The sequence below is a fragment of the Mucilaginibacter sp. P2_A5 genome, assembly GCF_056404995.1.
The window spans coordinates 1-23,477 of record NZ_JBFUCY010000045.1 but is presented as its reverse complement, the minus strand read 5'-3'; the positions used below and the strand labels follow the sequence as shown (position 1 = coordinate 23,477).

Annotated in this window: 17 protein-coding genes; 4 read left to right on the top strand and 13 right to left on the bottom strand. The window is 42.9% G+C overall.

Annotated elements, in window-relative coordinates:
* The first annotated feature begins 9 nt into the window (after positions 1-9).
* Together AC1DXF_RS27345 and AC1DXF_RS27340 are read left to right on the top strand one after the other, a co-directional pair.
* A complete protein-coding gene (locus AC1DXF_RS27345; protein ID WP_477451864.1) occupies positions 10-1,248 on the top strand; it encodes an alkaline phosphatase family protein in 1,239 nt (412 codons plus the stop codon).
* Positions 1,245-2,057, top strand: coding sequence for a 5'-nucleotidase, lipoprotein e(P4) family (locus tag AC1DXF_RS27340; RefSeq protein ID WP_477451863.1), 813 nt, complete (start codon positions 1,245-1,247; stop codon positions 2,055-2,057). The genes AC1DXF_RS27345 and AC1DXF_RS27340 overlap by 4 nt, the downstream gene beginning before the upstream one ends.
* A 433-nt stretch (positions 2,058-2,490) precedes the next feature.
* Here AC1DXF_RS27340 and AC1DXF_RS27335 read toward each other — a convergent pair whose 3' ends face one another.
* The 7 genes from AC1DXF_RS27335 to AC1DXF_RS27305 form a co-directional block, all read right to left on the bottom strand.
* Complete coding sequence (locus AC1DXF_RS27335) at positions 2,491-2,637, bottom strand: hypothetical protein (RefSeq protein WP_477451862.1); 147 nt, start codon at positions 2,635-2,637, stop codon at positions 2,491-2,493.
* A 195-nt stretch (positions 2,638-2,832) separates the two neighbouring features.
* Positions 2,833-3,270: a peroxiredoxin family protein gene (locus tag AC1DXF_RS27330; protein WP_477451881.1), complete on the bottom strand. Its 438-nt coding sequence runs from the start codon at positions 3,268-3,270 to the stop codon at positions 2,833-2,835.
* Between the two features lie 250 nt (positions 3,271-3,520).
* Positions 3,521-4,126, bottom strand: a complete 606-nt coding sequence (locus tag AC1DXF_RS27325; RefSeq protein WP_477451861.1) for a TetR/AcrR family transcriptional regulator — start codon at positions 4,124-4,126, stop codon at positions 3,521-3,523.
* A gap of 41 nt (positions 4,127-4,167) precedes the next feature.
* Positions 4,168-4,629, bottom strand: a complete 462-nt coding sequence (locus AC1DXF_RS27320; RefSeq protein WP_477451860.1) for a hypothetical protein — start codon at positions 4,627-4,629, stop codon at positions 4,168-4,170.
* Between the two features lie 59 nt (positions 4,630-4,688).
* Positions 4,689-6,086, bottom strand: a complete 1,398-nt coding sequence (locus AC1DXF_RS27315) for an efflux transporter outer membrane subunit (RefSeq protein ID WP_477451859.1) — start codon at positions 6,084-6,086, stop codon at positions 4,689-4,691.
* Positions 6,087-6,119: 33 nt separating this feature from the next.
* Entirely contained in the window at positions 6,120-9,281 is a 3,162-nt protein-coding gene (locus AC1DXF_RS27310) for an efflux RND transporter permease subunit (RefSeq protein WP_477451858.1), read from the bottom strand.
* Positions 9,282-9,322: 41 nt separating this feature from the next.
* Positions 9,323-10,546 carry an efflux RND transporter periplasmic adaptor subunit gene (locus AC1DXF_RS27305; RefSeq protein WP_477451857.1) on the bottom strand — a complete coding sequence of 408 codons (1,224 nt, stop codon included), beginning with the start codon at positions 10,544-10,546 and terminating at the stop codon, positions 9,323-9,325.
* 294 nt (positions 10,547-10,840) lie between these two features.
* Here AC1DXF_RS27305 and AC1DXF_RS27300 point away from each other — a divergent pair, with 294 nt between their 5' ends.
* Both AC1DXF_RS27300 and AC1DXF_RS27295 read left to right on the top strand, forming a co-directional pair.
* The gene (locus AC1DXF_RS27300) at positions 10,841-11,545 is read left to right on the top strand and encodes an SDR family NAD(P)-dependent oxidoreductase (protein ID WP_477451856.1); all 705 of its coding nucleotides are present in this window, start codon (positions 10,841-10,843) and stop codon (positions 11,543-11,545) included.
* Between the two features lie 237 nt (positions 11,546-11,782).
* Positions 11,783-12,688, top strand: coding sequence for a helix-turn-helix domain-containing protein (locus tag AC1DXF_RS27295; protein WP_477451855.1), 906 nt, complete (start codon positions 11,783-11,785; stop codon positions 12,686-12,688).
* A gap of 129 nt (positions 12,689-12,817) precedes the next feature.
* Here the strand turns inward: AC1DXF_RS27295 and AC1DXF_RS27290 are convergent, their stop codons facing one another.
* The 6 genes from AC1DXF_RS27290 to AC1DXF_RS27265 form a co-directional block, all read right to left on the bottom strand.
* A complete protein-coding gene (locus AC1DXF_RS27290) occupies positions 12,818-16,186 on the bottom strand; it encodes a glycosyl hydrolase (protein WP_477451854.1) in 3,369 nt (1,122 codons plus the stop codon).
* Between the two features lie 44 nt (positions 16,187-16,230).
* Complete coding sequence (locus AC1DXF_RS27285) at positions 16,231-17,907, bottom strand: TolB family protein (protein WP_477451853.1); 1,677 nt, start codon at positions 17,905-17,907, stop codon at positions 16,231-16,233.
* A gap of 115 nt (positions 17,908-18,022) precedes the next feature.
* Positions 18,023-18,841 carry an SDR family NAD(P)-dependent oxidoreductase gene (locus AC1DXF_RS27280; RefSeq protein ID WP_477451852.1) on the bottom strand — a complete coding sequence of 273 codons (819 nt, stop codon included), beginning with the start codon at positions 18,839-18,841 and terminating at the stop codon, positions 18,023-18,025.
* A gap of 23 nt (positions 18,842-18,864) precedes the next feature.
* Positions 18,865-21,747, bottom strand: a complete 2,883-nt coding sequence (locus AC1DXF_RS27275; RefSeq protein WP_477451851.1) for a TonB-dependent receptor — start codon at positions 21,745-21,747, stop codon at positions 18,865-18,867.
* Positions 21,748-21,883: 136 nt separating this feature from the next.
* Positions 21,884-22,507, bottom strand: a complete 624-nt coding sequence (locus AC1DXF_RS27270; protein ID WP_477451850.1) for a TetR/AcrR family transcriptional regulator — start codon at positions 22,505-22,507, stop codon at positions 21,884-21,886.
* A 258-nt stretch (positions 22,508-22,765) separates the two neighbouring features.
* Entirely contained in the window at positions 22,766-23,065 is a 300-nt protein-coding gene (locus AC1DXF_RS27265) for a hypothetical protein (protein WP_477451849.1), read from the bottom strand.
* Positions 23,066-23,477 lie beyond the last annotated feature (412 nt).

Here is a 23,477-nt window from a genome sequence, read left to right as displayed (position 1 = left end):
GCATGTCTTATGAAACACAATTTATTAGTAGTGATTATGTCGCTCTGCTGCTGCATTGCAGCTTTTGGTCAGGCAAAAAAGGTGGTATTTATCATTGCCGACGGTATACCAGCCGATGTGCTGGAAAAGTTGAATACGCCGAATATACAGCGTATGATTGCAACCGGCAGTTATACAAGAATGCACGTGGGAGGGAATCAGGGAACGTTTAACGAGACGCCAACCATCTCGGCAGTGGGCTATAACTGTTTGCTTACAGGCACATGGCTTAATAAGCACAATGTAGACGAAAACGACATCAAGGCACCTAACTACAACTATCAGAATATCTTTAAAATATTCAAGAACCGGTTTCCCGGGAAAAAGACTGCTGTATTTTCAAGCTGGCTGGATAACCGTACCAAGCTGGTGGATGATCATTTCCCGGAGACAGGTAAGCCGCTTGTGGATATACACTTTGACGGATACGAGCTGGATACAGTAAATTTTCCGCACGACAGCAAAAAGGATTATATGCACAGGATTGATGAAAAGGTTATTGATGAAGCCTCGCGTACAATACGGGATCAAAGCCCCGACCTATCATGGATTTACCTTGAGTATACTGACGATATGGGGCATAAATATGGCGATAGCCCTGATTATTACAGTGCTATACGTTTAATGGATGCGCAGGTGGGTCGGGTATTGAACGCCATTGCCTATCGCAAAAGAAAATATAAAGAAGACTGGCTGTTGATCGTAACTACCGATCATGGTCGGAACGAGAAGGACGGACGCGGCCACGGAGGGCAGTCAGTAAGACAGCGCACCACCTGGATGGCCAGTAATTATTCACACCTTAATAACTATGCGCGGTATTATGATCCTGCGATAGTCGACATCTTTCCTTCGATTGCCAATTTTATAGCAATGCCTCTTCCCCCATTTGTAGCGCACGAAATAGATGGCGTGCCTATGATAGGCAAAATATCAATAGCGAATCTTACCGCCAGTTATTTTCAGGATCAGATAGATCTCACCTGGAAATCGCTACAGCCAACAGGTACGGTTAAAGTATGGATAAGTACAACCAATAATTTTAAGGAGGGGAAAATTGATCATTATCAATTAATCGGTGAATATCCGCTGAACCAGAAACATGCTTTGATTAATGTTGAAAAGCTGCCCTCATCTTTTTATAAGATATTAGTTACCGCCAAAGATAATTCGGTTAATATGTGGGTGACCAGGGGAGGCAGCAAATGAAAGGTCACGTTAAAGTTTGGTGGATTGCAATTTGTTTGCTTTGTTTATATTCCTGCAGCAACAGCAATCATGAAGCTTCGGCAAGGCCGGAACTCGCGCTGCAACCAGCCGGAGAAGCCTGGGGTGCCCTATACCAGCAACGCGCCGCTGAATATAAGGCGCTTTGTTTCCAGGCATATAATATAGCAAGATTACGTTTGGATCAGCAATTGCATACTAAATCAAAGCTGCCATTGGCTATAGTTACGGATATTGATGAAACCGTTCTGGATAATAGTCCGTACTTCACCCGGCTGGCAAAAGAAGGAAAAGTTTACAGCGATTCTTCATGGGTAAAATGGACAGCAGAAATTAAATGTGATACTATACCCGGCGCAAGTGATTTTCTCAAATATGCGGCCAGTAAAGGTGTAACGGTATTTTATATTAGTAACCGGTTTCAACGGGAACTTAGAGCAACCGAAAAAAATCTTTGTAAGTGGGATTTGCCTAATGCCGATAGTACCCATGTTCTGTTAATGAACAATGCAGATGGCAGCAAGGAATCACGACGTGCTATAGTGCGGAAGAATTATGAGATTGCCTTACTGCTTGGGGATAACCTGGGCGATTTTAGTCGTTTTTTTGATCATCTCTCCGAATATAAAAGATCAACCGTAACACTAACTAATGCTAACCTGTTTGGTAATAAATTTATTGTTTTTCCGAATGTCATGTATGGGAGTTGGGAGGATGTTTTATATAAGACGAATAAACACGCAAACTCACTTGAAGCCAGGAACCGGCTGCTTTTAGATGATCTGAAATAGAAGTACAGGATGTCTTCAGATAAGAAAACGATTTTTTTGACACTCAATGCCTCATAATCTTTTGGTCAGTTCAAACCGCGGAAAAATGATCAGTGTTTATCGAATTTTCGACAAATTTACCTACCGTTAGTGTAATGGGTTTACAGCTATTAACAGGTAAAATGGTTGCAGTGAGTAATTCGGAGAGTCAGGATATTTCAGTTTTAAACAACATTGATAATCAACTGGTTACGACAAAAACTAGTTTACCCTACGGGCTACTAAAACAAGCAAAGCTCTAACAATTTGACTGTTAGAGCTTTGCTTGTTTTTTCGGTAAATTGTTTTTTTTAGTCGGACTTTTGCAAAAATCAAATTAACTACCTATTATTCAATAAATTGCATTATTTTTCAGGTGTTCGAATCCCTTTTGGGGGTTTGTTCCGAATACTCTTTAAATTTCAGAATCTAAATTATTCTCATTATCCGTTATTATTTCTAACATAAGTTGGGCAATTAGATCTATTAATTCAGCTTCGTTGTTATCAAATTTTGATGTTTCTTTTTTTGCAATTCTTTTGGCTGGTCTTTTTTTTGACATTTTTAATGATATCAGTTAAAAACCAATATAGCTACTCCAAAGGAATAACTTCTATTTCTTATAAGCTGATTATAAGTATGTTAATGGCGTTTATCCTGCATTCCCTTTTGCCGCGTGTTCGATGCCGCCAAGGCAGACCGGTTACCTGTTCCGGTTTTTTGTTTAATTACAACTTGTACCGAAAAGCGTTACATACTATTTATCCAGCACCTCTTTTAATTTATTTTGCAAATCTTCGCCCCGTATGTTTTTGGCAACTATCTTTCCGTTAGGGCCTACCAGGAAATTTTGCGGGATTGATTGAATAGCATACAACTGCGCAACATCATTTTTCCAGGATTTAAGATCTGATACCTGTGTCCAGGTTAGATGATCATCATGTATCGCTTTAAGCCATTTATCTTTGCCACCCGGCTGATCAAGCGATATGCCTAAAATAGTAAACCCCTGTTCTTTATATTGATTAAATGCTTTCACAACATTAGGATTTTCGGCCCTGCAGGGTCCGCACCAGCTTGCCCAAAAATCGAGCATTACGTATTTACCTTTAAAATCGGCTAATGACAAAGGCTTACCGTTAATATCAACCGTTGTAAAACCCGAAGCAAGCCTCCCCGGTAAACCGGCTTCAATCTTTTTAATTTCCGACGCCAGTTCTTTACCCCGGGCAGTTTCTTTCAGCTTCTGATTTTAATTACCTATATGCTAAACACTTAACTAACATTTAAACTGATGCTTAATTAAGATCATGCATATTAAATTATGACAATGTTTCATTTTCCCTGCCATCGCACGTGCTTTTGAAGATATTTCGGTCGGCAACCAGATATTTTGGGGAATGATAATTTAGCCTGGCCACAGCACTCAGTGCATTTGGTATTGATCAAGTAAAAGGCCCACCTTGCTGATGTTTATACTTATTCAGGAGTGATAATCCTTTTGCAGTAAGCATGCCATTGATCAGGTATCCGAACACTATTTCCGGATGATCGCTTATACGAGGCAGGTTAGGGTTCAGAATAACAGTAAAGCTTTCCAAAAGAAATTCGGTAATGATCTCAAAGTTGAAATCATCCTGGTACAAATCGGTTTTAACGCCGCAAGCCATATTGGCTTTAATTATTTCAGTCAAATAGCCTTGCTTGTGCGCATTGAATTTTTTAAAGGCATCCGGATGGTTGTTTTCCAGATCATGCATTAACGCCGGATAAAGTGTTTTATAAAATTCTTTTGCATAGATCATAATAAAAAACAACTCCAATATAGCATCGCTGTTTTTTGCCTTTAATGATTCGCAACGGGTAATATTGACAGCAATTTCCTTTTCGACAAGTGCTGTAACCAGGTTATCTTTATTGCTAAAAAAGTGATAAATAGTTTTTTTACTGATGCCCAAACTACTTGCAATTTTGTCCATGCTGATGCTGCGGATACCGTACATGATAAAAAGATCATGTGCTTTATCGGCAATTTTTTGTGATGTATCCATAAAATTGATTTGAGGTATTGTCCATAAATCCAAAAGCAGACTTAATGATCTTTTGCCGAAAACCCCTGCTGGTGATACCTGGCCAGCAGGGACCATTTTACATCGCTCAACTCTGTTGCAAATTCGTTTACCAGAAACCTGGTGAAAATGAATGGAAAATTAGTTTCGCCGGGAACACCTTTATATTGAATACAAAGCTTACAGTAGTAAAGGAACTTTTCAAGTACCGATCTGCGATCATCATAATACATGCCATACCAGGTTTTTACAGCCCGGCAAATACGCCTGGCAAATACCTCGTCATTAAAGGATTTCCCGATTACAATGCTTACTAACACCTCGTCTGTTAGCGTGTGCTTAGCATACCGTATGTTGAGATATCCACCGAATTCGCGGTTTTTGTAAAGTTCATCAAGCTTTACTTCCAGGCACCGCCGCAGGTTCTCAGACATATTGATGTACCGGTACCTTTCTGCAGAAGTTAAATAATGTTCTGGTTTCATAACAGAGTGTTTTAAGCAATTAATTTGAGCTCTCCAACATGCCTTATTCTATAGCAGGCTTATTTCCATCCGCCACCCAAGCTTCTGTACAGCGTTACTAATGATGTGAGTTGCTGCAACCTGTCGTTTACGCTGCTTAACTGCGCGGATAAATAGTTCTGCTCAGAGGTCAATACATCGGTATAGGTTACATAACCGTTTTTAAGCAGTTCGCGGTTGTAATCCACCGACCTGAACCAGGCATCCAATTGCAGCTTACGGGTTAAGGCTTTATCTTCAACTGTCTTGTAGCTGTATAAAGCATCGGACACCTCGCGACCGGCATCCAGCACGGTTTGCTGAAATGTTGCTACATTCTCTTCGTATTGTGCTTTGGCAAGCTGCAGCCGCTGTTTGTTAAGGCCTTTATTAAATATGGGCTGCGTTAAGTTCCCTACAACATTGCCAAAAATGGTGGCGCTTTTAAACAGATCGCCAACGGTTGATGACTGCCAGCCGCCCTGTGCAGTAATACTCAATGAAGGATAAAAGTAAGCGCGGGCTACATTGATCTGCTCAAAGTAGTACCTTACATTGTACTCTGCCTGCTGTACATCGGGGCGATTGCTAAGCAATTGTGCAGGCACGCCGGTTTGCAATGTGGTATCTACCTGCTGCGCATCAAGCGCGTTTCTTTCCACCGGGCCCGGATGCCTTCCTAACAAAACACATAAGGCATTTTCAGTTTGGCGAATATTATTTTGCAGGTCGGGTATGGTAACCTCGGCCGCGTAACGGTTGGCTTCGCTTTGCGCAACCGACGCCTCATTTACACGGTTAGCTATTTTTAATGCTTTATTTGTTTCTACATCTTCTTTACGGTTTGCTACCGTTTGCTGGGTTATAGCCAATTGTTTATCGTAAGCCAAAAGGTTATAATAATTGGTGGCGATGTCGGCAATCAGTTTGGTTTGCACAGCGCGCTGGTAGGCATAGCTCTGTAAAAGCAATGCAAGCGAACCTTTTTTGGCACTGTTTAATTTACCCCACACATCTATTTCCCAGCTTGCGTTGCCTGTTACCGCGTAAACATTTTCTGGCGTAAAACCCAAATTTCCACCCTGTGTAGCAGCAACTTTTTGTTTGGTATATTGCGGGCCAACACTTAAGGTTGGCAAAAACGCCGCTTTGGCCTGGCGTAAATTGGCATCAGCTTGTTTGATACGCGCAACGGCTATTTTTAAATCGTAGTTATTGGTAATACCTTCCTGTATCAAAGTCTGCAATTGAGCATCCTTGAACATTTGTTTCCATGATAAATTGGCAATGGTGGTTGTATCCGTAGTATTTTCGGCCCGATACAGGCTATCTGTTTTAGCGTCAGGGCGTGTATAAGCCTGCCTTAGTTTACAGGCAGGCAATAGCAGTACAGCCGCTGCAATTACAGCAGCTGTACGGGTAAAATATTTTAAGTTCATAAACATGTAGTGTGTTTAAATAATTAATGATCGTTAATTCAATGCGGGTGTTGCCGGATGGGGCCTTTCGGTTGCCTCACCAGGCTTCTTTTTTCTGCCGAATTTTTCCTGTAATGTTTGAAAAATGATATACAGAACCGGGATAATAAATACACCAAATATGGTTCCTACCAGCATCCCGCCTACAGCGCCGGTGCCAATGGAGCGGTTACCGGCAGCTCCAACACCCGATGACAGCATCAGCGGCAATAAGCCTACGATGAAGGCAAGCGATGTCATTAGTATCGGGCGCAGACGTGCAGTGGCGGCCTCAATTGCGGCGGCAACGATGGTCATTCCTTTCTCCCGTCTTGCAACGGCATACTCTACGATCAGGATGGCATTTTTAGCGAGCAAGCCAATCAGCATCACGACAGATATTTGCATATATATGTTATTGTCTATGCCCATGATTTTGGCAAAGAGATAAGTGCCAAACAAGCCCACAGGCAGCGAGAATAGTACAGCAAACGGTATAATGTAACTTTCATAAAGCGCGCTCAGCAAAAAGAACACGAATACGACGCAAAGGATATAGATGAAAACCGTTTGTCCGCCTGAATTTACTTCTTCACGTGATAAGCCCGAGTAGTCAAAGCTGTAACCGGCAGGCAGGGTTTTAGCCGCGGTTTCCCGCACAGCGGCAAGGGCATCGCCACTGCTGAAGCCAGGTTTTGGACTGCCAATTACAGATATATTGTTGTATAAGTTGAATCTTGATAAACTTTGCGGCCCGTTAACTGAAGTAAGGGTAACAAATTCTGATACGGGCGCCATATTACCGGCAGCGTTTCTGACATAAATGTTATTCAGGCTTTGTGAATTGCTCCGGTATTTAGCATCGGCTTGCACCATAACCCGGTATTGTTTGCCAAACTGGTTAAAGTTAGAAGCATATATACCACCGTAATACCCCTGCATGGTTGCCATCAGATCGCTGGTTAAAATCCCGGCCTCTTTTGTTTTGGCTACATTGATATTCATCAAATATTGCGGGTAGTTGGGATCAAACCCCGTAGCGCCATATAAAATTTCTGGACGTTGGTTTATTGCGCCCAGGAAGCCGCCGGCTACTTTACTGAAGTTTTCTATACTGCCACCTGTTTTATCCTGCAACTCAATAGTAAAGCCACTTGAATTACCAAAGCCGGGCACAGTAGGCGGTGCAAAGAAAATGATCCTGGCATCTTTTATCCCGGCTGTCATGCCAAATAACTGGCCAATTACATCATCAACTTTTATACCCTTTCTTTCGTCCCATGGCTTTAATTTAAACACCATCAACCCAAAGTTACTGCCGGTGCCGTTGATAATGCTTTGCCCGGTTATTTTTGCCCGGTTGGCAACAACCGGTATTTTTTTAGCCATGTTGTCTACCATGTTGGCAACCTCCATGGTTTTTTCAAGAGATGTACCCGGAGGTAAGCTGATATCGGCAAAAATGGTCCCCTGATCTTCGTTGGGCACAAAACCGCCTGGCGATGTTTTCATAAAGAAAACAAGTAACACCGTAAATAAAACTACCGAAGATGGAACGATCCATTTTTTGCGACTTAAGAAGCCTATCGACTTTTGGTATTTACCCTTCAGGGCGTCAAACCCGGTATTAAAAGCCATATAAAACCTTTGCAGCAGGCTTTTCCTGGTTCCGTCATGTTCTTCATGTGGTTTTAAAAACAAGGCGCACAATGCCGGACTTAGTGTTAAAGCATTGACAGCCGAAATGACAATTGCCGAAGCCAGGGTTAAACCAAACTGTTTAAAAAACACACCCGAGCTGCCACTAATAAAAGAAACCGGTATGAACACAGCGGCCATAACCAACGTAATAGCTACAATAGTGCCGCCCAGTTCGCTCATGGCATCAACAGACGCATCGTATGCCGATTTATAACCCTCATCAAGCTTGGCGTGCACTGCTTCAACTATAACAATGGCATCATCTACCACAATACCAATGGCCAGCACCAGGGCAAAAAGCGTAAGCAGGTTAATGGTAAAGCCAAACAGGCTGAGGCAGGCAAACGTACCGATGATAGATACCAATACCGATATACCGGGTATCAGGGTAGAGCGAAAATCCTGAAGAAATATAAAAACGACAATAAAAACCAAAATATAGGCTTCTATTAAAGTATGAACCACTTTTTCTATGGATGCACTTAAAAAATCATTCGCATTCAGCAAGGGCACATAACTTACACCTTTAGGAAAAGATGCTGAAGCTTTATCCAGGGTGGCTATAGCATCTTTAATAATAGCCTGGGCATTGGAGCCCGCGGTCTGGCTTATAGCAATAACCGTTGCGGGCTGATCATCTGTATTCATGGTTGATGAATAGGTGAGCGAGCCCATTTCCAGCCTTGCAATATCCCGTAAGCGTAATAACTGGCCGTTGGTTTTGGCGCGCATAATGATATTACCAAACTGCGCGGTATCCAACAACCGGCCGGTATATTTAATAGTGTATTGAAAAACCTGGTTGCTGTTTTCGCCGAATTTACCAGGTGCGGCATCAAAGTTTTGTTCTGCAAGGGCGCTATTCACATCCGCAGGGGTTAGGCCATAGGTAGCCATTACGTCCGGCTTGAGCCAAACACGCATGGAATAGTCCTTGGTACCAAATGAAACCACGCTGCCTACGCCATTTATCCGTTTAATTTCCGGGATCAGGTTGATGTTGGCGTAATTGCTTAAAAATGTTTGATCGTACGACGGATTATCACTTTTAAGCGCGAAGATCAGCAGGTTACTGCTTTGTTGTTTATCCACCGTTACACCTGCTTTGGTTACTTCGGCGGGTAATAAATTAGTTGCCCGCTGAACCCTGTTCTGCACATTTACAGCGTTGATATCGGCGTTTGTACCTAATTTAAAGTACACGGTTATGGTAGCATCGCCATCATTAGTGGCTGTAGATGTCATATAGGTCATTCCTTCCACACCATTGATCTGCTCTTCCAGTGGTACAATAACGTTTCTTTGAATTACATCCGCACCCGCACCGGTATAAGTAGCCGATACTTTTACAGTGGGCGGGGCAATTTCGGGGTATTGGGTAACCGGCAGGCCTAAATAGGCCAATACGCCCAGTATTACTATGATTACCGATATAACAGTAGATAAAACCGGTCTTTTGATGAATATTTTAAGCATGATATTTTAAAGTTTTGAGTGAACCATTAAAGTAAATTGACCTACTTATGGCTGGTAGTTGTAGTTACAGGTTTGCTGGCATCGGCGTACAAGCTGTCGGTATTAGCAGGCAGCGGTTTAATAGCCATGCCCGGCTTTAAGTTACCTACACCTTCTACTACCAGCTTATCACCCTTTTTCAGGCCGCTTTCTACTACATATAAATTCCCTATAGGATTTGCAGATACGTGAATCCCGGTATTTACGGTACTGTCCTTACCGCTTAGGGTATACACAAATTTTTGACCCTGCATATCATAAGTTGCATTTTGAGGGATGAGCAGGGCATTCTCTATGTTAACGGGTATTTTAATGGTAGCACTGCTGCCGCTGCGTATCAACCCAAGTGTATTAGGAAAATTAGCCCTGAAACTTACCGACCCGGTTTCAGTACTGATGAGGCCGCTTGCGGTAACAACCCTTCCTTTTGCCGGATACTCCGTGCCATCAGCCAGTATTAGTGATACATCGGCCATGGTGGCCAGTTTTTCTTTAATAGTTGTGCCCTTTACTGTTCTTGAAAATTCAAGCAATTGTTTTTCATTCAAAGAAAAGTATACATAAATATTATTGGTGTTGTAAACCGTTGTCAAAGGGTTTGCCGATGTACTGCTTACCAAACTGCCAACTTTATAGGGTATGCTTCCGATAACGCCGTTAGACGGGCTTATTAAATAAGTATAACCAACATTTACTTTAGCGTTAACCAGTTCGGCCTGGGCCGATGCCAGGGAAGCTTTTTTAGAGTTTAAAGTGTACTGCTTTGATTTTAGCTCATAATCGCTTATGATCTTTCTTTCTACCAGGGGCCTTACCTTTTCTACGTCCATTTCGGCAGTCTGAACATCAGCTTCTGCAATCTTAACAGCTGCAGCAGCGCTTCTTACAGCGGCTTCGTATTGCGGGTTCCTTAATTCAAACAGTGGCTGGCCTTTATGCACGGTTGCGCCTTCATCTACAAATATTTTCTGTATAAAGCCATCAACTTTAGGGCGTATTTCAACATTCTGTTCGCCTTCGATAGTGGCAGGGAAGCTGTAAAAAATGGTGGCTGGGCCCGCATATACTTCTGCAGATTTATAAGGTGCTGGCCCGGTCGGTCCTCCGGGGCCGCCTGCACCGGGGCCACCGGCTGCCGGCCTTCCCCCGCAGGATGTTAGCGCTACTAATCCTATTGAAAATTGAAAAATTAGCAGTATCGTATTGGTTTTTATTGACATTTTCATACTGATGAGCATTAATTGTTGTGATTATTTAAAGTGTTTTCTTTTAATTAATGGCACAAAGTTGAGGGTTAAACCATCGTTAAAAAATGTCTGTATGGAGGGAAAGTATGTGTATATGTCGCATTAACAGTAAATATGGTCAAGAAATAAGTTTTTTACATTTCTCTGTCAATCAACTACTTATCCATATTAAAATGAGCCATTTAGACATATTGTTACCACATGTAGACATGGATACGCACCCTCTTAATACCAATATTTGCATTGGTTTTACAAGCAGTTAATCTTTATAAAATGTCATTAAAAAATAAAGTCGCGGTTTTAACGGGAAGTACGGGCGCGATAGCCATAAGCATTGCGCAAATGCTGCTGAAGGAAAATGCAATTGTTATCGTACCGGCAAAAAGCGCAAAGGATCTGTTATGGATCAAACAAATTGAGGAGGTTACCGGCAGCGGCTCTATCATTACCCTGCTGGCCAATTATCCCGATTTCTATAGGGCGAAAGAAATTACCGATGACATCATCGAACGCTTTGGCAAAATAGATTTGAGTATTGCCTGTTTTGAAGGCTCTGCCCTCAGTCAGCCGCTCACCCAGGTAGAAATTACTGATTGGGAGCACAGTATGGAACAAAATATAACCGCTTTTTTTGTTGCCGCGAGGCTGTCCTTTAGCAGTATGAAAAAATCCAGGCGTGGTATGTTCATCAGCATCGATTTCACCGGCCATACTATAAAGACCACAGGGGCGAAACTTGCCCGCTTATCGCTATGCATGCAAAAAGAAATGGCCAGAATGTTTTATGAAGAGATAAAGGGTACCAATATGAAATACTATCATTTGTATGTGGACCCTGATAAGAAAAAAAGCGAGGCACAAAATAATTATATCCATCCGGATGAGCTGGGAACATTGATACTGGATTTGTATAATGGCAATACAAAAGACAACGACATGCTATTTCAATGGATGCATAACAAACACATTAATCAGTAAAACCATGGAACTGAAACAAAAGAAAACCGGATGCTGGCTTATATTACAAAGGACCAGATATTGCGTATGATCATCAGGCCATCTTCAAAAACTTAACTTGTTGTTATCGTCTTATTTGTGATTCGCTTATTAAAACACTTTGATATCTATCAAAATGCTATAAATAAGGATTGAGAAAACCCTAAATTAATTTAATTAATTTGGAGTTTTTATTTGGGTTAATCGCCAGTTAGGTTTATGAAAACAAACACCCCTTCAATCCATACTTATACCATTAGTGATGTTAGCATTGATGCAGGCCGAAAGGATCTTGCTAAAGATTTTCTGATTTTCAGGAATGATCAATTGAAATCCGGAGAAGAAAATTTTGGGAAGCCTTTACGTTCCGATCACTTTTCAATCGGGCTGGTAATTACAGGAGAAGGGCATTTTCAAGTTAATCTCGTTAATTACCATATAAAAAAGAACAGCCTTCTGATTATTCCTTTCAATGTTATCCATCAGCTTCAGAAAGTTAACGATGAATTCACTGTAATAGTGGTTAACTTTTCACATGATTTTTTAGGGCAGGCCCGTTTTAGCGAAAAACATATACCGTCTTTTGATTTTTTCTCCTCGCAAAACAATCCCTATTTAAAGCTGCAGGAGGAAGAAGCAGATGCATTACATAGCCTAATGAAAATGTTGCATAAATTGGATGAACCGGAATATGAGCATCCATTTAAAACGGAGATAATTCATCATGGCTTTAATATTTTTATGTTTGAAGTGGCTGCTTTATTTAAAAAATACCGGCCAAATAAACAGGTACAACTAACCAGAAAAGAAGAGATATTATCATCGTTTGTAAAATTGCTTTTTCAGCATTTCAAGGAAGAACGCGGGGTACAATTCTATGCGGATGCGCTGTATTTAACACCTAAGCACCTTACTAAAATGGTGAAAGAACTAACGAATAAAACCTGCGGTGAAATGATTGATGAAATTGTGATAATAGAGGCAAAAATAATGCTGGATGATCTGGGCCTGTCAGTTTCAACTGTTGCCCAACAACTACAGTTCAGCGATCAGTTCTTCTTTAGCAAATTTTTCAAAAAACATACAGGCATTAATCCAAGTAAGTATAAGGGCGCAATAAAATAAGATTTGTCAACGCCAATGTGCCAGGAATACCCACAACGCTCCGCTTTTTCATGTATTTCCTTATAGGATCATACCCTGAGTTTATTGAATGCTGATGTATGAATCAATTTTCTTTTCTTGCTAATCCCATTATTTCACCCATACCAACTTTACAGGCCCCAACAAACCGGAAGGCAGCAATTTTGAACTTGCATTGTAAAATGGTATTGTGGTGTAGGTTATTTTTTGCTTCGCATCAGCCTGTTGGTCTCCAATTAGCCTGTTTACCCAAAGATTAGTGACCTTTATTTCCAACGTATTCTCTCCTGGCTTCAAGGTGCCGGTTACATCCACGATGAAAGGTCTTTTCCAAACTGTACCCAATGATTTTCCATTCACCATTACTTCCGCCAAATTCTTTACATCACCCAAATCTAAACGGATCGGCACACCTTTAACAAGTGTGCTTGCAGGAATATTAATGGCCTTCGTATAAGTGGCCACCCCAGAGAAGTATTTGATGCCTGGGTCGGTATGCGTTGTATAAGAAATCAAGTTCTCAAAGGTAACCGCTGATGGTGCGCCTTGACCAGGCTGAAAAGCAACGCTCCAGGGGCCATTCACTGTTGTTATTACCTTTTCCATCTTTGCAGGAAGGATAACCACATTTTTTTTTGCCGGCGACAGAAACACTACAAAGAATGCATCATTTGGTGTAAAATTCAGGAAAACGGTTGTAAAGCCATTTGCTATTTTATAAGAGACAGGTTCCGTCTTTCCCGTCTCCGGATGCCAGATATGCGGCTCCTTACCAATAACACGGAATGTTGCATCAATCGTTTCATTGCGGTCGTTGCGGTTATTTACCCAATAAATATCGCCGTTTGTTACTTTACGATGTATGTAAAGTAATTGTGCCTTGTCCTGCGATTGGCTGTATCCAAAATCAGGAGGGATATTCAAAGAAGTAAGCACTTCGGCAATCGTATTTCCAGTGTGCACATTGTTTCGGCCGGAGCCCCATATTTCATTTACAAGGCGCTGAAATTCCAATGGATCATCTTTTAAACTTGCTATTATTTCAGGCTTTACACCACTGATGACTGCCCCCTGTTTCGCCAGCTGCGCTATTTTACGAAGCACCGGCAACGACATTCGTCTCGCATTACTGTCAAGCACCAATACACGATAACGCATGCCACTGGGTGTAATAAGATTTCCATCTTTTACCGACAGCAGATTAACAAGCGCATGTGGGTTGATAAAATCATAACTGTATCCTGTCGGGATATCCGGCAGTTTGCTTCCAAATAGGCCGGTAATGTTATTGTCTTCCCCATAGTAGTATACTACGTCTGCTACAAACTTTCCCTGCTGCAACAGGTAACTGCTACGGGCGAGGTAATCAGTCCATACTTTTGCCTGATTTGCCCAGGTATCATGGCGGTTGAACCATTGGCCAAATACACTTAGGCCAAGACCGGGAATCTTGTCATCAACCGGCTGATGAACTGAAGTATGGATCACAAAACGGTTCACGCCGCTGGCCAGCTCCAGGTCTGCTGTAGGTTTTAATTTTTCCGGCGAATACGACCAGGCACCATTAGCCCCAAAACCAATTGCGGTAAACGATTCAGCAGCGACAAGATTTTGCCCGTATATGTGTGCAACCGAAGCAGATTCAAGAATATCGGCCCGGGCCATGTTTGGCGGAGAACCGCCGAGCCCCGGTGTCCACATAGCCGACATCGGGATAGCTGCTGTACGCTTTACATCCATACCATCTACGATGTACAACCGGCCGTTTTCATGTGATTCAGAATAACGCTTCATACCATAAGTCGCAAGAATATCGGTAAGCTGGTCATAATGGTTTTCAGTTATCAATTCTGAAATTGTCTTACGCCAGTCCCATAGAAATTGTTCACTCGCTTCCGCACTCCTGATAACCTGGCCGGTCAGCACCGGCATCCATGGCAATAAACTATAACCTCTACGCTTCTGAAACTCCCTCATCATTCCGGGAGTCCAGGTTTCCTGTCCCGCTTCATAGCTATCGGTTATCATGTATTGCAGGCCTTTGCTGCCCATTAAGCTGCCTGTTGCATCCTTGTATTGGTTCAGGTAAGTCGTAAAATAGTCTTTCACCGCCCTTGCATCCATTTTGTCCACTTCCAGTCCTGTTGCCTCCACTGACGCGGGATGATTCTGCTTCCCGGTTAAAGAATAGCCAAATCGTACTATTTTCCATTCTCCGCCGACCAGAGGAGGCGTCCAGTGCAGGGTGCCGTTTGTATCTATCTTCCCCGTTAAATCAACTACGTCGGCTTGTGCAATCGCATCCGCAGTTGTTGGTGTGGGATATTTCATTAAATCAGCAGAAGCTACAAAACCAGCCTTTTCTTCAAAGTGATTGATACGTGTGGCAGGATATAAAACCAGTTCTGCAATGTCATTTCCGGCAAGCGGTTTAGGAGCCATTCCACCGCCGGTCAGCGCTGCAATAAGGTTGGGGTGGGCTTTAGGGTTTTCAAATCTTAACCTGAAATACTTGGCAGTGGTTGGCGGAATGGTAATAGTTTGTTGTAAAATAACGCTAAGTGGAATAAAAGCCACCCTGCGGAAAGCAATACCATCATCACTTACTTCCAAGCTGCGCTCTTCAGAGGGCCCGGGTAGTCCGAAAGGTGACCGGCTTCCGCCTCCTGTCACAGAAACTGCTTTGATGGTTTGAGCCTGCGCAAATTCATATTGAATCCAGGAATATCCATTTACCGGATCGGAGGGTAACAGATTGGTGGTTTCCAAATCTCCGTCCGTTAGTTGGTTCAAGCTAAAACTGCCTGCATTGGAAGTAATTTTGGGGGCCAAATCACTTAATGCAATATCCGCTGCTGGTAAACGGTATGCCACCACTGCCACATCCTCGTAATACTCCGGCGGCACCGATGTTTTTAAACGGATGACGGAGGTTTCCTTTGGAATAGGGAGATTTTGAAAGTCCCCTGTCGTAGCAGGTGGTCTGGGCAATTTGCCGGTAAAAGGCTGTCCCCTTTTTAACCGTACCTCAGTCCAAACCAACTTTTTCATCCCGTCTTTAGCAGATACCCATGGCCCTCCGCTTTCGCTCCAGCCCGGAGAGCCGGCAATGGCCATTTCCAATTTTAAAGAGTCGGCCAGTTTGGTAGCCAACCTGAAAGCATCTTTCCATTCTGGCGTCATATATAATAAGCGCTTCGCAACAATTTGCGGAGTGACAACGCCTGCATCAAAATTTTGGAAGCCACCGATTCCGCTACGCTTCATCCATAGCAGATCTTTGCGAATACCATCCTTGGTAATGTTTCCATTTATCCAGTGCCACCAGACACGTGGCCTGGCGGTATTATCCGGATGTACAAAACCTTTGTAAAGGCTGTCATTAGGTACTTCTCTGCTTTGTGCGGCTGCAGAAGCCGGCATTAAAAACGCTATGCTTATACAAACCTTAGCGGCGAGATTCCTAATATTAAATGCCATTTACTAATTTATTTAATAGTTCGTTTTATGTTTGGCAAAAGCGCTTACCGCAGCACTCCAGGTACCCCAGTAGGTAATCCCTTGGCCAGATCTACCGAAACTTTACGTTTTCCCAGTTCTGCGTGTATGGTACCTGAGGACCTACTGGTGGCACGGAATATGACATGCTGTGCCTTCAGAAAGCCTTTCCTTTTTCCCGATACCTGGATATCTGCATCCCAGGACACATCACGTCCATACGGCCCGGTGGTAGAGGATTCGCTCCCATTCAGAACATATACTCCGTCATCTGAAAAGTTAAAGTATTTAACAACACGGCGCGGCTCCCCGGGTATTCCTGCCGCCGGTTTTACAGTGCTTATTTCTGCATATCCTGAAACGTAGCCCTTAAGCCTTCCTTGTTCTGGGATGGTCTTGTCAGGCCACTTAATATCTTTCAGATCGGTAGCCCACTTCATTTCCGGACTAAACGGTTTCAGGGGGGTCGTAGGTTTCCTGGAAGTAAATCGGATCATCCTCAGGCGGCCCCTTTGCTCTCCCGGTTTTTCCTGCTTTGGATCCTTTTGCTCCCAGAATACACCATGTGTACTGGTAGGATCCCAGGTTAAGTTTCCAAAATGATTATACAGCGTAAAGTTATCTTTGGCAATGGTCAGATCCTGCCCCGTGTAACCATCCTCGGGCAGTCTTGCCCGGTCGCCATATCGATCGACCATACTAAGGCCATAAAACCGCTTAGGAGGCTCAAAACCTTCAAATGGCGCATTCCGCGACTCGGCCACTCCGGGTACCTGGGGCGCGCCGGCGATAAGCGGACGCGGGATTAATTCAAATGCATCCATTCTTGTTGTTTGCCTGTGTGTCTGAAATATGACCCATTTGCCATCGGGTGAAGGATAGGTGCCCTCATCATAGCTGAAATGTTTGGTAAGCCTGGTCACTTCACCTGTTGTAAGATCAATTTTGGCCAGGTCAAAGTTGTTGCCTTCAAATAAAGAGCTGCATATCAGAGCGCGTCCCATATCTGCAAAACTTTTTACTTCACCACCACCGTGCAGGAATGGCCTGAACGGATCAGGGTCCGTTTGATCTCCCACTATTACCTTGGGTTTGGCAAGTTCGTAACGTTCACCTTTTTCGTCAGCAACCCTGGTTAACTCACTTACCAGAACAAGCATGCCTTTTGTAGTTACAAGCGTACCCGCAACATGGATCCCATCCGGCGACATATTAGAAGCTATCCGCATGAGAATACGTGAACCCGGTATTTCCGGATATACCAGTGGCAGAATCTTAGCTTCTTTACAATCCACTATCGATGGTGTGCATTCCAAAATTCCTGTAGGAGTGTAAACTCGTTTTCCATCCGGAAGAGGTACCGGCATTTCGCCGCCGATCTCTTCTTTTAACTCACAGGTCAGGCACCTGAAACCGCTCCCGTCATCCGACATAACCGCAAGGTCCGCCTTTTTTTTTCCGGCCATGTGAATCTCCATGATCAGATGCTTTGCATCAGGAAGATAATTAATCAGCACAGCATCACTTACATCTGGCGGAAGTGGTATAGTCGTAACCTCAAACGGTTCCGGCTTCGGGGCCGGGGGGAGTTTGGGTATAATGGAGTAGTTTCTTTGTTCGTTTTTTTCTTGTGCATAGCCCTTAAAGCCCATAAGGAATGCTAAAATTACTACCCCGGGTAGTAGCCCGTTTAACCTTTTCATAATTGTTATTTTAATAGTTTTTTAATGTTTATAAATGATAGCTGTTATGGTTACTTTACCCCTCTTCAAGTAAAGTGTATCTACACTGTAAGTAGCCTTACGATGAAATACTTTGTTACTGACTGGTAATTCCATACTTTTTCATTTGCTTATTGATAAAAGAGGCGGCCGTTTTCGGGCTAATCCTGTTGAAAATCCCCAGAAACCTGGAATCAGAACCCACATATACCTGGTATTCATTATGTTCTATCCCCCTGACTATTATCTCTGCCGCTTTCTCCGGTGTCAGTATCTTCGATTCCGCGGATGCCTGATTACTTTTTTGTACCATATTCATCGTAACACCTGAATTTGCCGTGATATTGGTAGCTACGGCGCCGGGGAAAACAACGGTGACATGTACATTGGTATGTTGTAGTTCTGAGTGAAGGCCTTCGGTAAGCAACTTAACAGCTGCCTTGGTTGCACCATAGACAGTTTGGCCTGGAACCGGCAGAAATCCACCCATGCTGGAAATGTTGACAATATGACCTTCTGGCCGGCTCAGTAAGTGTGGTAAAAATGCCTTGGTGACAAACAATGTCCCATATAAGTTGACGTCGATCACCCTTTTAATTATCTTATAGTCAAGATCTTTTAAATCAACAAAAGGCTGAATTATCCCGGCGTTATTGATAATAGCATCTACATGACCATTTTTTGCAATAGCGTGCCCAACCAATTCATCAACCGCGGTACTGTCGGTAATATCTGCCGCGAAAAGGCTTAAGTTGGGATCAGACGCTCCGCTAAGCTTTAAAGTTTCCTGCAAAGCAGCCCAATTGATATCGACAGCAATGACCTTTGCTCCTTTTGATAGCAAGTTCAATACCAGTTCCCGGCCAATGCCACTGCCACCACCGGTAATCAATACCACCTTTCCATTTACTTTCATATGCTCGTTGCTGATATTTAAGTTTAGTTAAAATTATAGGAAAGACTCAGGAAGTATGACCTGGGTTGCGTTGGCCTTGCCCCATAAGTTGCATTCGGATTGGCGGCAACCTGGGCTTTCGTTAAAGCCTCGGGCGATAAGTTATTGGGGAATCCTCCCGGAGCATACCAACCTGTAACACCAATGGAGTTAAACACATTATTAATATTTAAATTCACATATAGTCTGGACGAAATCTGATATCCTGCCTGGTAATTGAAGGTGCTGTATCCGGGTATTTCAAATGCATCTGCAGCATTCGCAGCCGAGGAGCCGACATACCTCCACCCGAGAGAAGTCATGAACCTGTTTAACCTATAGGAAGGGGTTATGCTTGTCAATACAGCAGGTGTCAGCCCCACTTTTCCGCCGCGGGTTTCTGCTACCTGGTCATCAGCAGGCCCTGGTTTGCCCACATTCCAGTGTCTTTCTACCACCGAAGTTGCATGTTGCAGTGTAACAGCGCCGCGGACATTGATATGACTACCTATGTTAAAAACACTTTCCATTTCCACGCCAATCGTGCGTTGTTCACTAAACACGGCCTTTGTGTAGTAGTAGGTATTAACTTGTACATCCTGTGTATAGTCGAAGGTCGGTTTATTAGAGATGTCACTGTAAAATGGTGTAAAATATCCGGTGAATCCCCCTTTCTGAACCTTATATCCCAGTTCGGCCTGCACTATGTGGATCGGGATAAATGATACCGCATCCGCCTGTGCCTGGGAGCTTACTGCTGTCACCGATTGGAGATCGGGCGCTTTGCGGCCCTCGGAGTAACGTACATAGATTGCTTGCTCTTCGGAAAACTTATAATTTAATGCTGCCGAATAAGACAAGCTTTTTACTGTTTTGTTAATATGAAACGGCGTATTGCTTACGTAAACGTTATTATCATAATAGGTGAGTAAGTTTTTATCATAACCGCCTGCTGCAGTGGCGTTGGCATCAATTACCGCATTATTGGAGGATCCGGTAAATTGATTATAGTTATACCGGAAACCATAATCAAGCGTAAGGCGGTCTGCTAATGGGGATGACTGGCCGAAGAAAGCGTCAAACCTATTGTTCGTAATAACACTATTGCCATATCCCGTGCCGTAAGCGGTAAAGCCGTTTGCATCAGTTACCTGTGTAACCACTCCCGAAAAGTTGGTGTAGGTTAAACCCAAAGGATGCGGCTTATCCTCAAGGGTAGTAAAGGACTGTCCTGCATAACCTTTTACAAAGCTGATGTTGGAATGGCCGATATAAACACCTGCGTTGAAAGTTGTTTTCCCAACCACTTTGCGAACACTGAACTGTTCCATCACCTCCTTAACTTTATTATGGAGCGCATTGGCTAATTCAAACAAAACAGGAGCCGATTGCACCTGGCCGTTAGGAAGCTGATTATAGGTCTTGATGAAATTGATGCCTAAAAACTGGCCTGTCGGCGAGATGTTCGGAGACTGTACTACCGTGAGCATTTTTTGCCCGGTGGTCAGATCTGTAAAATTATAGGTTCCGAATTTTCCGGCTAAGCCCTGCAATCCATAAAAGAGTATGCCATCAGCAGAAAGGATGCCAAGAGGCGCTGCAGCGTTCCATGTCGCTTCCTTATTGCTGTATTTAAAATTATTCGTGATCGACCAATTATTTCCCAGGTTTTGCTGGAATTCAAGCCCAATTGCCCTATCAAGGTTATGAATGAGGTTGGATGGCCTAAACTGGTTAACATTGCCATCACTGGTATACTTAAAATCGAGCGTTTGACTTGACGGGCCGGCCAAAGTAACGTTGTTGGAAAAATCTGCGGCCGGTTGTGGGTTGGAATAACTTGTAAAAGGAAGAAAGTCAAAATAGCCATTCTTATCGTCCAGGAACTTACCATATAGCTTAATCCGTCCGGTACCATACTTTTTAACTACGTTGAATTTCAATTGTCCACCTTTATTCAGGGGGTAGCCTGCATATCTGGCCCCGTCGCTGTAGCGGTAAAAACCACCCACGTCATAAGTCAAATCCCCCTTTTTATTTAATGGCCCCCCGACATTGAGATCGGCACGGTAATAGGGATTAGAATTTCCTTCCAGGCCATATTTAACTATTGCTTCGCCCGCGAATTTATTGCCGCCAGTTTTAGACGTGTAGTTAAAAAGTCCGCCAGGAGCATCAGAACCAGTAATTGAAGCAGAGCCGCCACGAACGGCTTCCACCCTTGCAGTTGTGGCATCTGCACGCAGAAAATAATCGGGGCCATAATTAGCCCCGGTAAAATTGGTAACGGGTAAGCCATCCTCCTGCATGGAAACATAGAAATAACCGATTGAAACATCGTTTGAGGTGGGTGTACCCCTGACGGCAACCTGGTTACGGATTTCACCGGCAGATGAATTGACGTAAACGCCGGGAACATTTTTTAATAATTCGGCCGCACTTTGGGGCGTCTGTATCTTTATTTGCTGAGCGCTGATTATTGAGATCGCGATAGACGCATCGAGCCGTTTCCTTGAATCAAATACACCGGTTACAATAACCTGCTGCAGCTCACTTACGTTATCTATAAGCGTTATAGTCATCGAGCTACCGATTTTAACGGTTTGTTCAGCGCTCTTAAATCCGACCATAGAAAATACTAATACAGAAGAAGAGGAAGGCACTGAAATGGAGAACGCTCCTTTGGAGTCCGTAGTCGTACTGCTTTTTCCATCTTTTACATGGATGGTTACCCCGGGCAGTGGATTGCCTTTCTCATCAGCAACTGTACCTTTTACCTGTTGCTGGGCGAATACCGGAATACAGCAGAACATTAAGAATACCGCCTGCACCAGTATTTTTTTCGCGAGTTCACACCAAACACGTTTGTGAGTAAGTGTTTTTTTCATAATTTTAGGGAATTTTAATTAATAAAATAATCGGTTATTTGGTTGATTAAAAATATCGCCGGTAATGTTTGCCGCATTACCGGTATTTTTTTTGAGTGTTTATTTATCCATATTATCGGGTTAAGTGAATACTCTTTTATGATTCTTTATTTGTAGCCTGTATACTTCTTATACTGATCTGTTCATCAAGCGCAATAATTCCCAGAGGGGTACAAATACCTCTGACAGCCAAGGTGATAGTGTTTAGCAGCAAATCATAAGGCGTCAGGTCAAATCTCTTAAAATGCTCTTCACGGACAACAGCGGTATACAATACAAAAATGCTTTCAAGGACAACTTCGGGTACAATATCCTTTCTGAAAAGCCCCTCCTGAATACCCCGGTTAATAACATTTAAGAACTCCGGCGTAAACCTTCCGCTGTTGGTCGCATTGCTCTTAGCGGCTAAGTCCGGATAGTAGTAATACAGGTCATGGAAGAAAATTTTGTTAACCCGGTACGAAACGTCAATAGATGTTAACCAGATATCAAAAAAGCGCGCAGCGGCGTTTTGAGCTACGTTTAATTTCCTGAAATCCTGGTACTGCTGGTTAAAGAACAGCTCCAGAGCATCAGCTAAAAGTTCCTCTTTGTTTTTAAAGTATTTATAAAACGTTTTGGTTGAAATGCCGAGGCCATCCACAATCTTTTGAATGGAGGTGTCCCGGATTCCGGATTGCAGGAATTGCCGAAGTGAAACTTCAAGAATTTCGGTTTTCATAATTATAATTGGTCGGAAAATATACTTAGAGAAATATTTTCCATCAAAGTAAATGGAAAATATTTATAAAAACAAATTTTCCATGATTTTTATTTATACTAATTCAGGTTCATCTGAAAATCTTATGTGGCGAAAGCCGCGTGTATCAAACTCACCTGATAACGCAATAGATTGGTCATCTTAATATTTATTTGGTCTGGTCATGTAATATTGGCTCAATCGCCCCTAAAAACTCGAATAAGTGTTCTAGAATTTCCCCTACGGGCTACTAAAGGGATTCTGCCCCGAAGACACTAAGGGTTGTTCTACAAAGAGCAGCCCTTTTTCTTTGGCTTTCAGTGAGTTATAAGCAAAAGGGGGATCAAGCAGAATTTTGACCGAAATCTTGGCCTTTTCATAGACATCAAAAACATTAGTTAAAGCAGGCATAAAGCGCTCCAATTGCTGCCACTTATCTGGTCCGCTTTTTTTAATCTCGTAATATCTTTGATAGTCAGGGCTTTTCTGAAGAATATTTTTGAAACCGATTTTTATAAGTTGAGGTTTCTCACCAAACAATCAAAGTAGTGCAACCGAACAAACACATCTACCCAAAACAACGTGGCAAAACTTACAAAACATGCTCCTTCAGGATTTTTGACTTATGATTCCGGCTCATACGTTAAAAATACAAAATCCCGGATGAAACGAACATCCGGGATTTGCATATTTATTACTTAGCATGGCGTTTACCTATCAGCGGGCCACAAGGCTGGAGCCTCATATCTTTGTAAATATTAATAAACAGGACTAAGGGCAGCACTTTGACGGGAGCCTACAGACACCGCAACGCGGATGTCGGCCGCAAGATAAACCTGCCTTTAGTTTCTTTTTACCAAGCCCGGACAGTACTTAAGGAAGCAGACTGAGTTTCTGTTATCCTGCATAAGACTATGAGAAAAGGCCGTATAAAAAGCCGTATAAAAAGTTC

Excerpts from the sequence above, each read along its gene's own strand:
- AC1DXF_RS27345 (WP_477451864.1), top strand. The coding sequence starts at position 10 with ATGAAACACAATTTATTAGTAGTGATTATGTCGCTCTGCTGCTGCATT.
- AC1DXF_RS27340 (WP_477451863.1), top strand. The coding sequence starts at position 1,245 with ATGAAAGGTCACGTTAAAGTTTGGTGGATTGCAATTTGTTTGCTTTGT.
- AC1DXF_RS27335 (WP_477451862.1), bottom strand. The coding sequence starts at position 2,637 with ATGTCAAAAAAAAGACCAGCCAAAAGAATTGCAAAAAAAGAAACATCA.
- AC1DXF_RS27325 (WP_477451861.1), bottom strand. The coding sequence starts at position 4,126 with ATGGATACATCACAAAAAATTGCCGATAAAGCACATGATCTTTTTATC.
- AC1DXF_RS27320 (WP_477451860.1), bottom strand. The coding sequence starts at position 4,629 with ATGAAACCAGAACATTATTTAACTTCTGCAGAAAGGTACCGGTACATC.
- AC1DXF_RS27315 (WP_477451859.1), bottom strand. The coding sequence starts at position 6,086 with ATGAACTTAAAATATTTTACCCGTACAGCTGCTGTAATTGCAGCGGCT.
- AC1DXF_RS27310 (WP_477451858.1), bottom strand. The coding sequence starts at position 9,281 with ATGCTTAAAATATTCATCAAAAGACCGGTTTTATCTACTGTTATATCG.
- AC1DXF_RS27305 (WP_477451857.1), bottom strand. The coding sequence starts at position 10,546 with ATGAAAATGTCAATAAAAACCAATACGATACTGCTAATTTTTCAATTT.
- AC1DXF_RS27300 (WP_477451856.1), top strand. The coding sequence starts at position 10,841 with ATGTCATTAAAAAATAAAGTCGCGGTTTTAACGGGAAGTACGGGCGCG.
- AC1DXF_RS27295 (WP_477451855.1), top strand. The coding sequence starts at position 11,783 with ATGAAAACAAACACCCCTTCAATCCATACTTATACCATTAGTGATGTT.
- AC1DXF_RS27290 (WP_477451854.1), bottom strand. The coding sequence starts at position 16,186 with ATGGCATTTAATATTAGGAATCTCGCCGCTAAGGTTTGTATAAGCATA.
- AC1DXF_RS27285 (WP_477451853.1), bottom strand. The coding sequence starts at position 17,907 with ATGAAAAGGTTAAACGGGCTACTACCCGGGGTAGTAATTTTAGCATTC.
- AC1DXF_RS27280 (WP_477451852.1), bottom strand. The coding sequence starts at position 18,841 with ATGAAAGTAAATGGAAAGGTGGTATTGATTACCGGTGGTGGCAGTGGC.
- AC1DXF_RS27275 (WP_477451851.1), bottom strand. The coding sequence starts at position 21,747 with ATGAAAAAAACACTTACTCACAAACGTGTTTGGTGTGAACTCGCGAAA.
- AC1DXF_RS27270 (WP_477451850.1), bottom strand. The coding sequence starts at position 22,507 with ATGAAAACCGAAATTCTTGAAGTTTCACTTCGGCAATTCCTGCAATCC.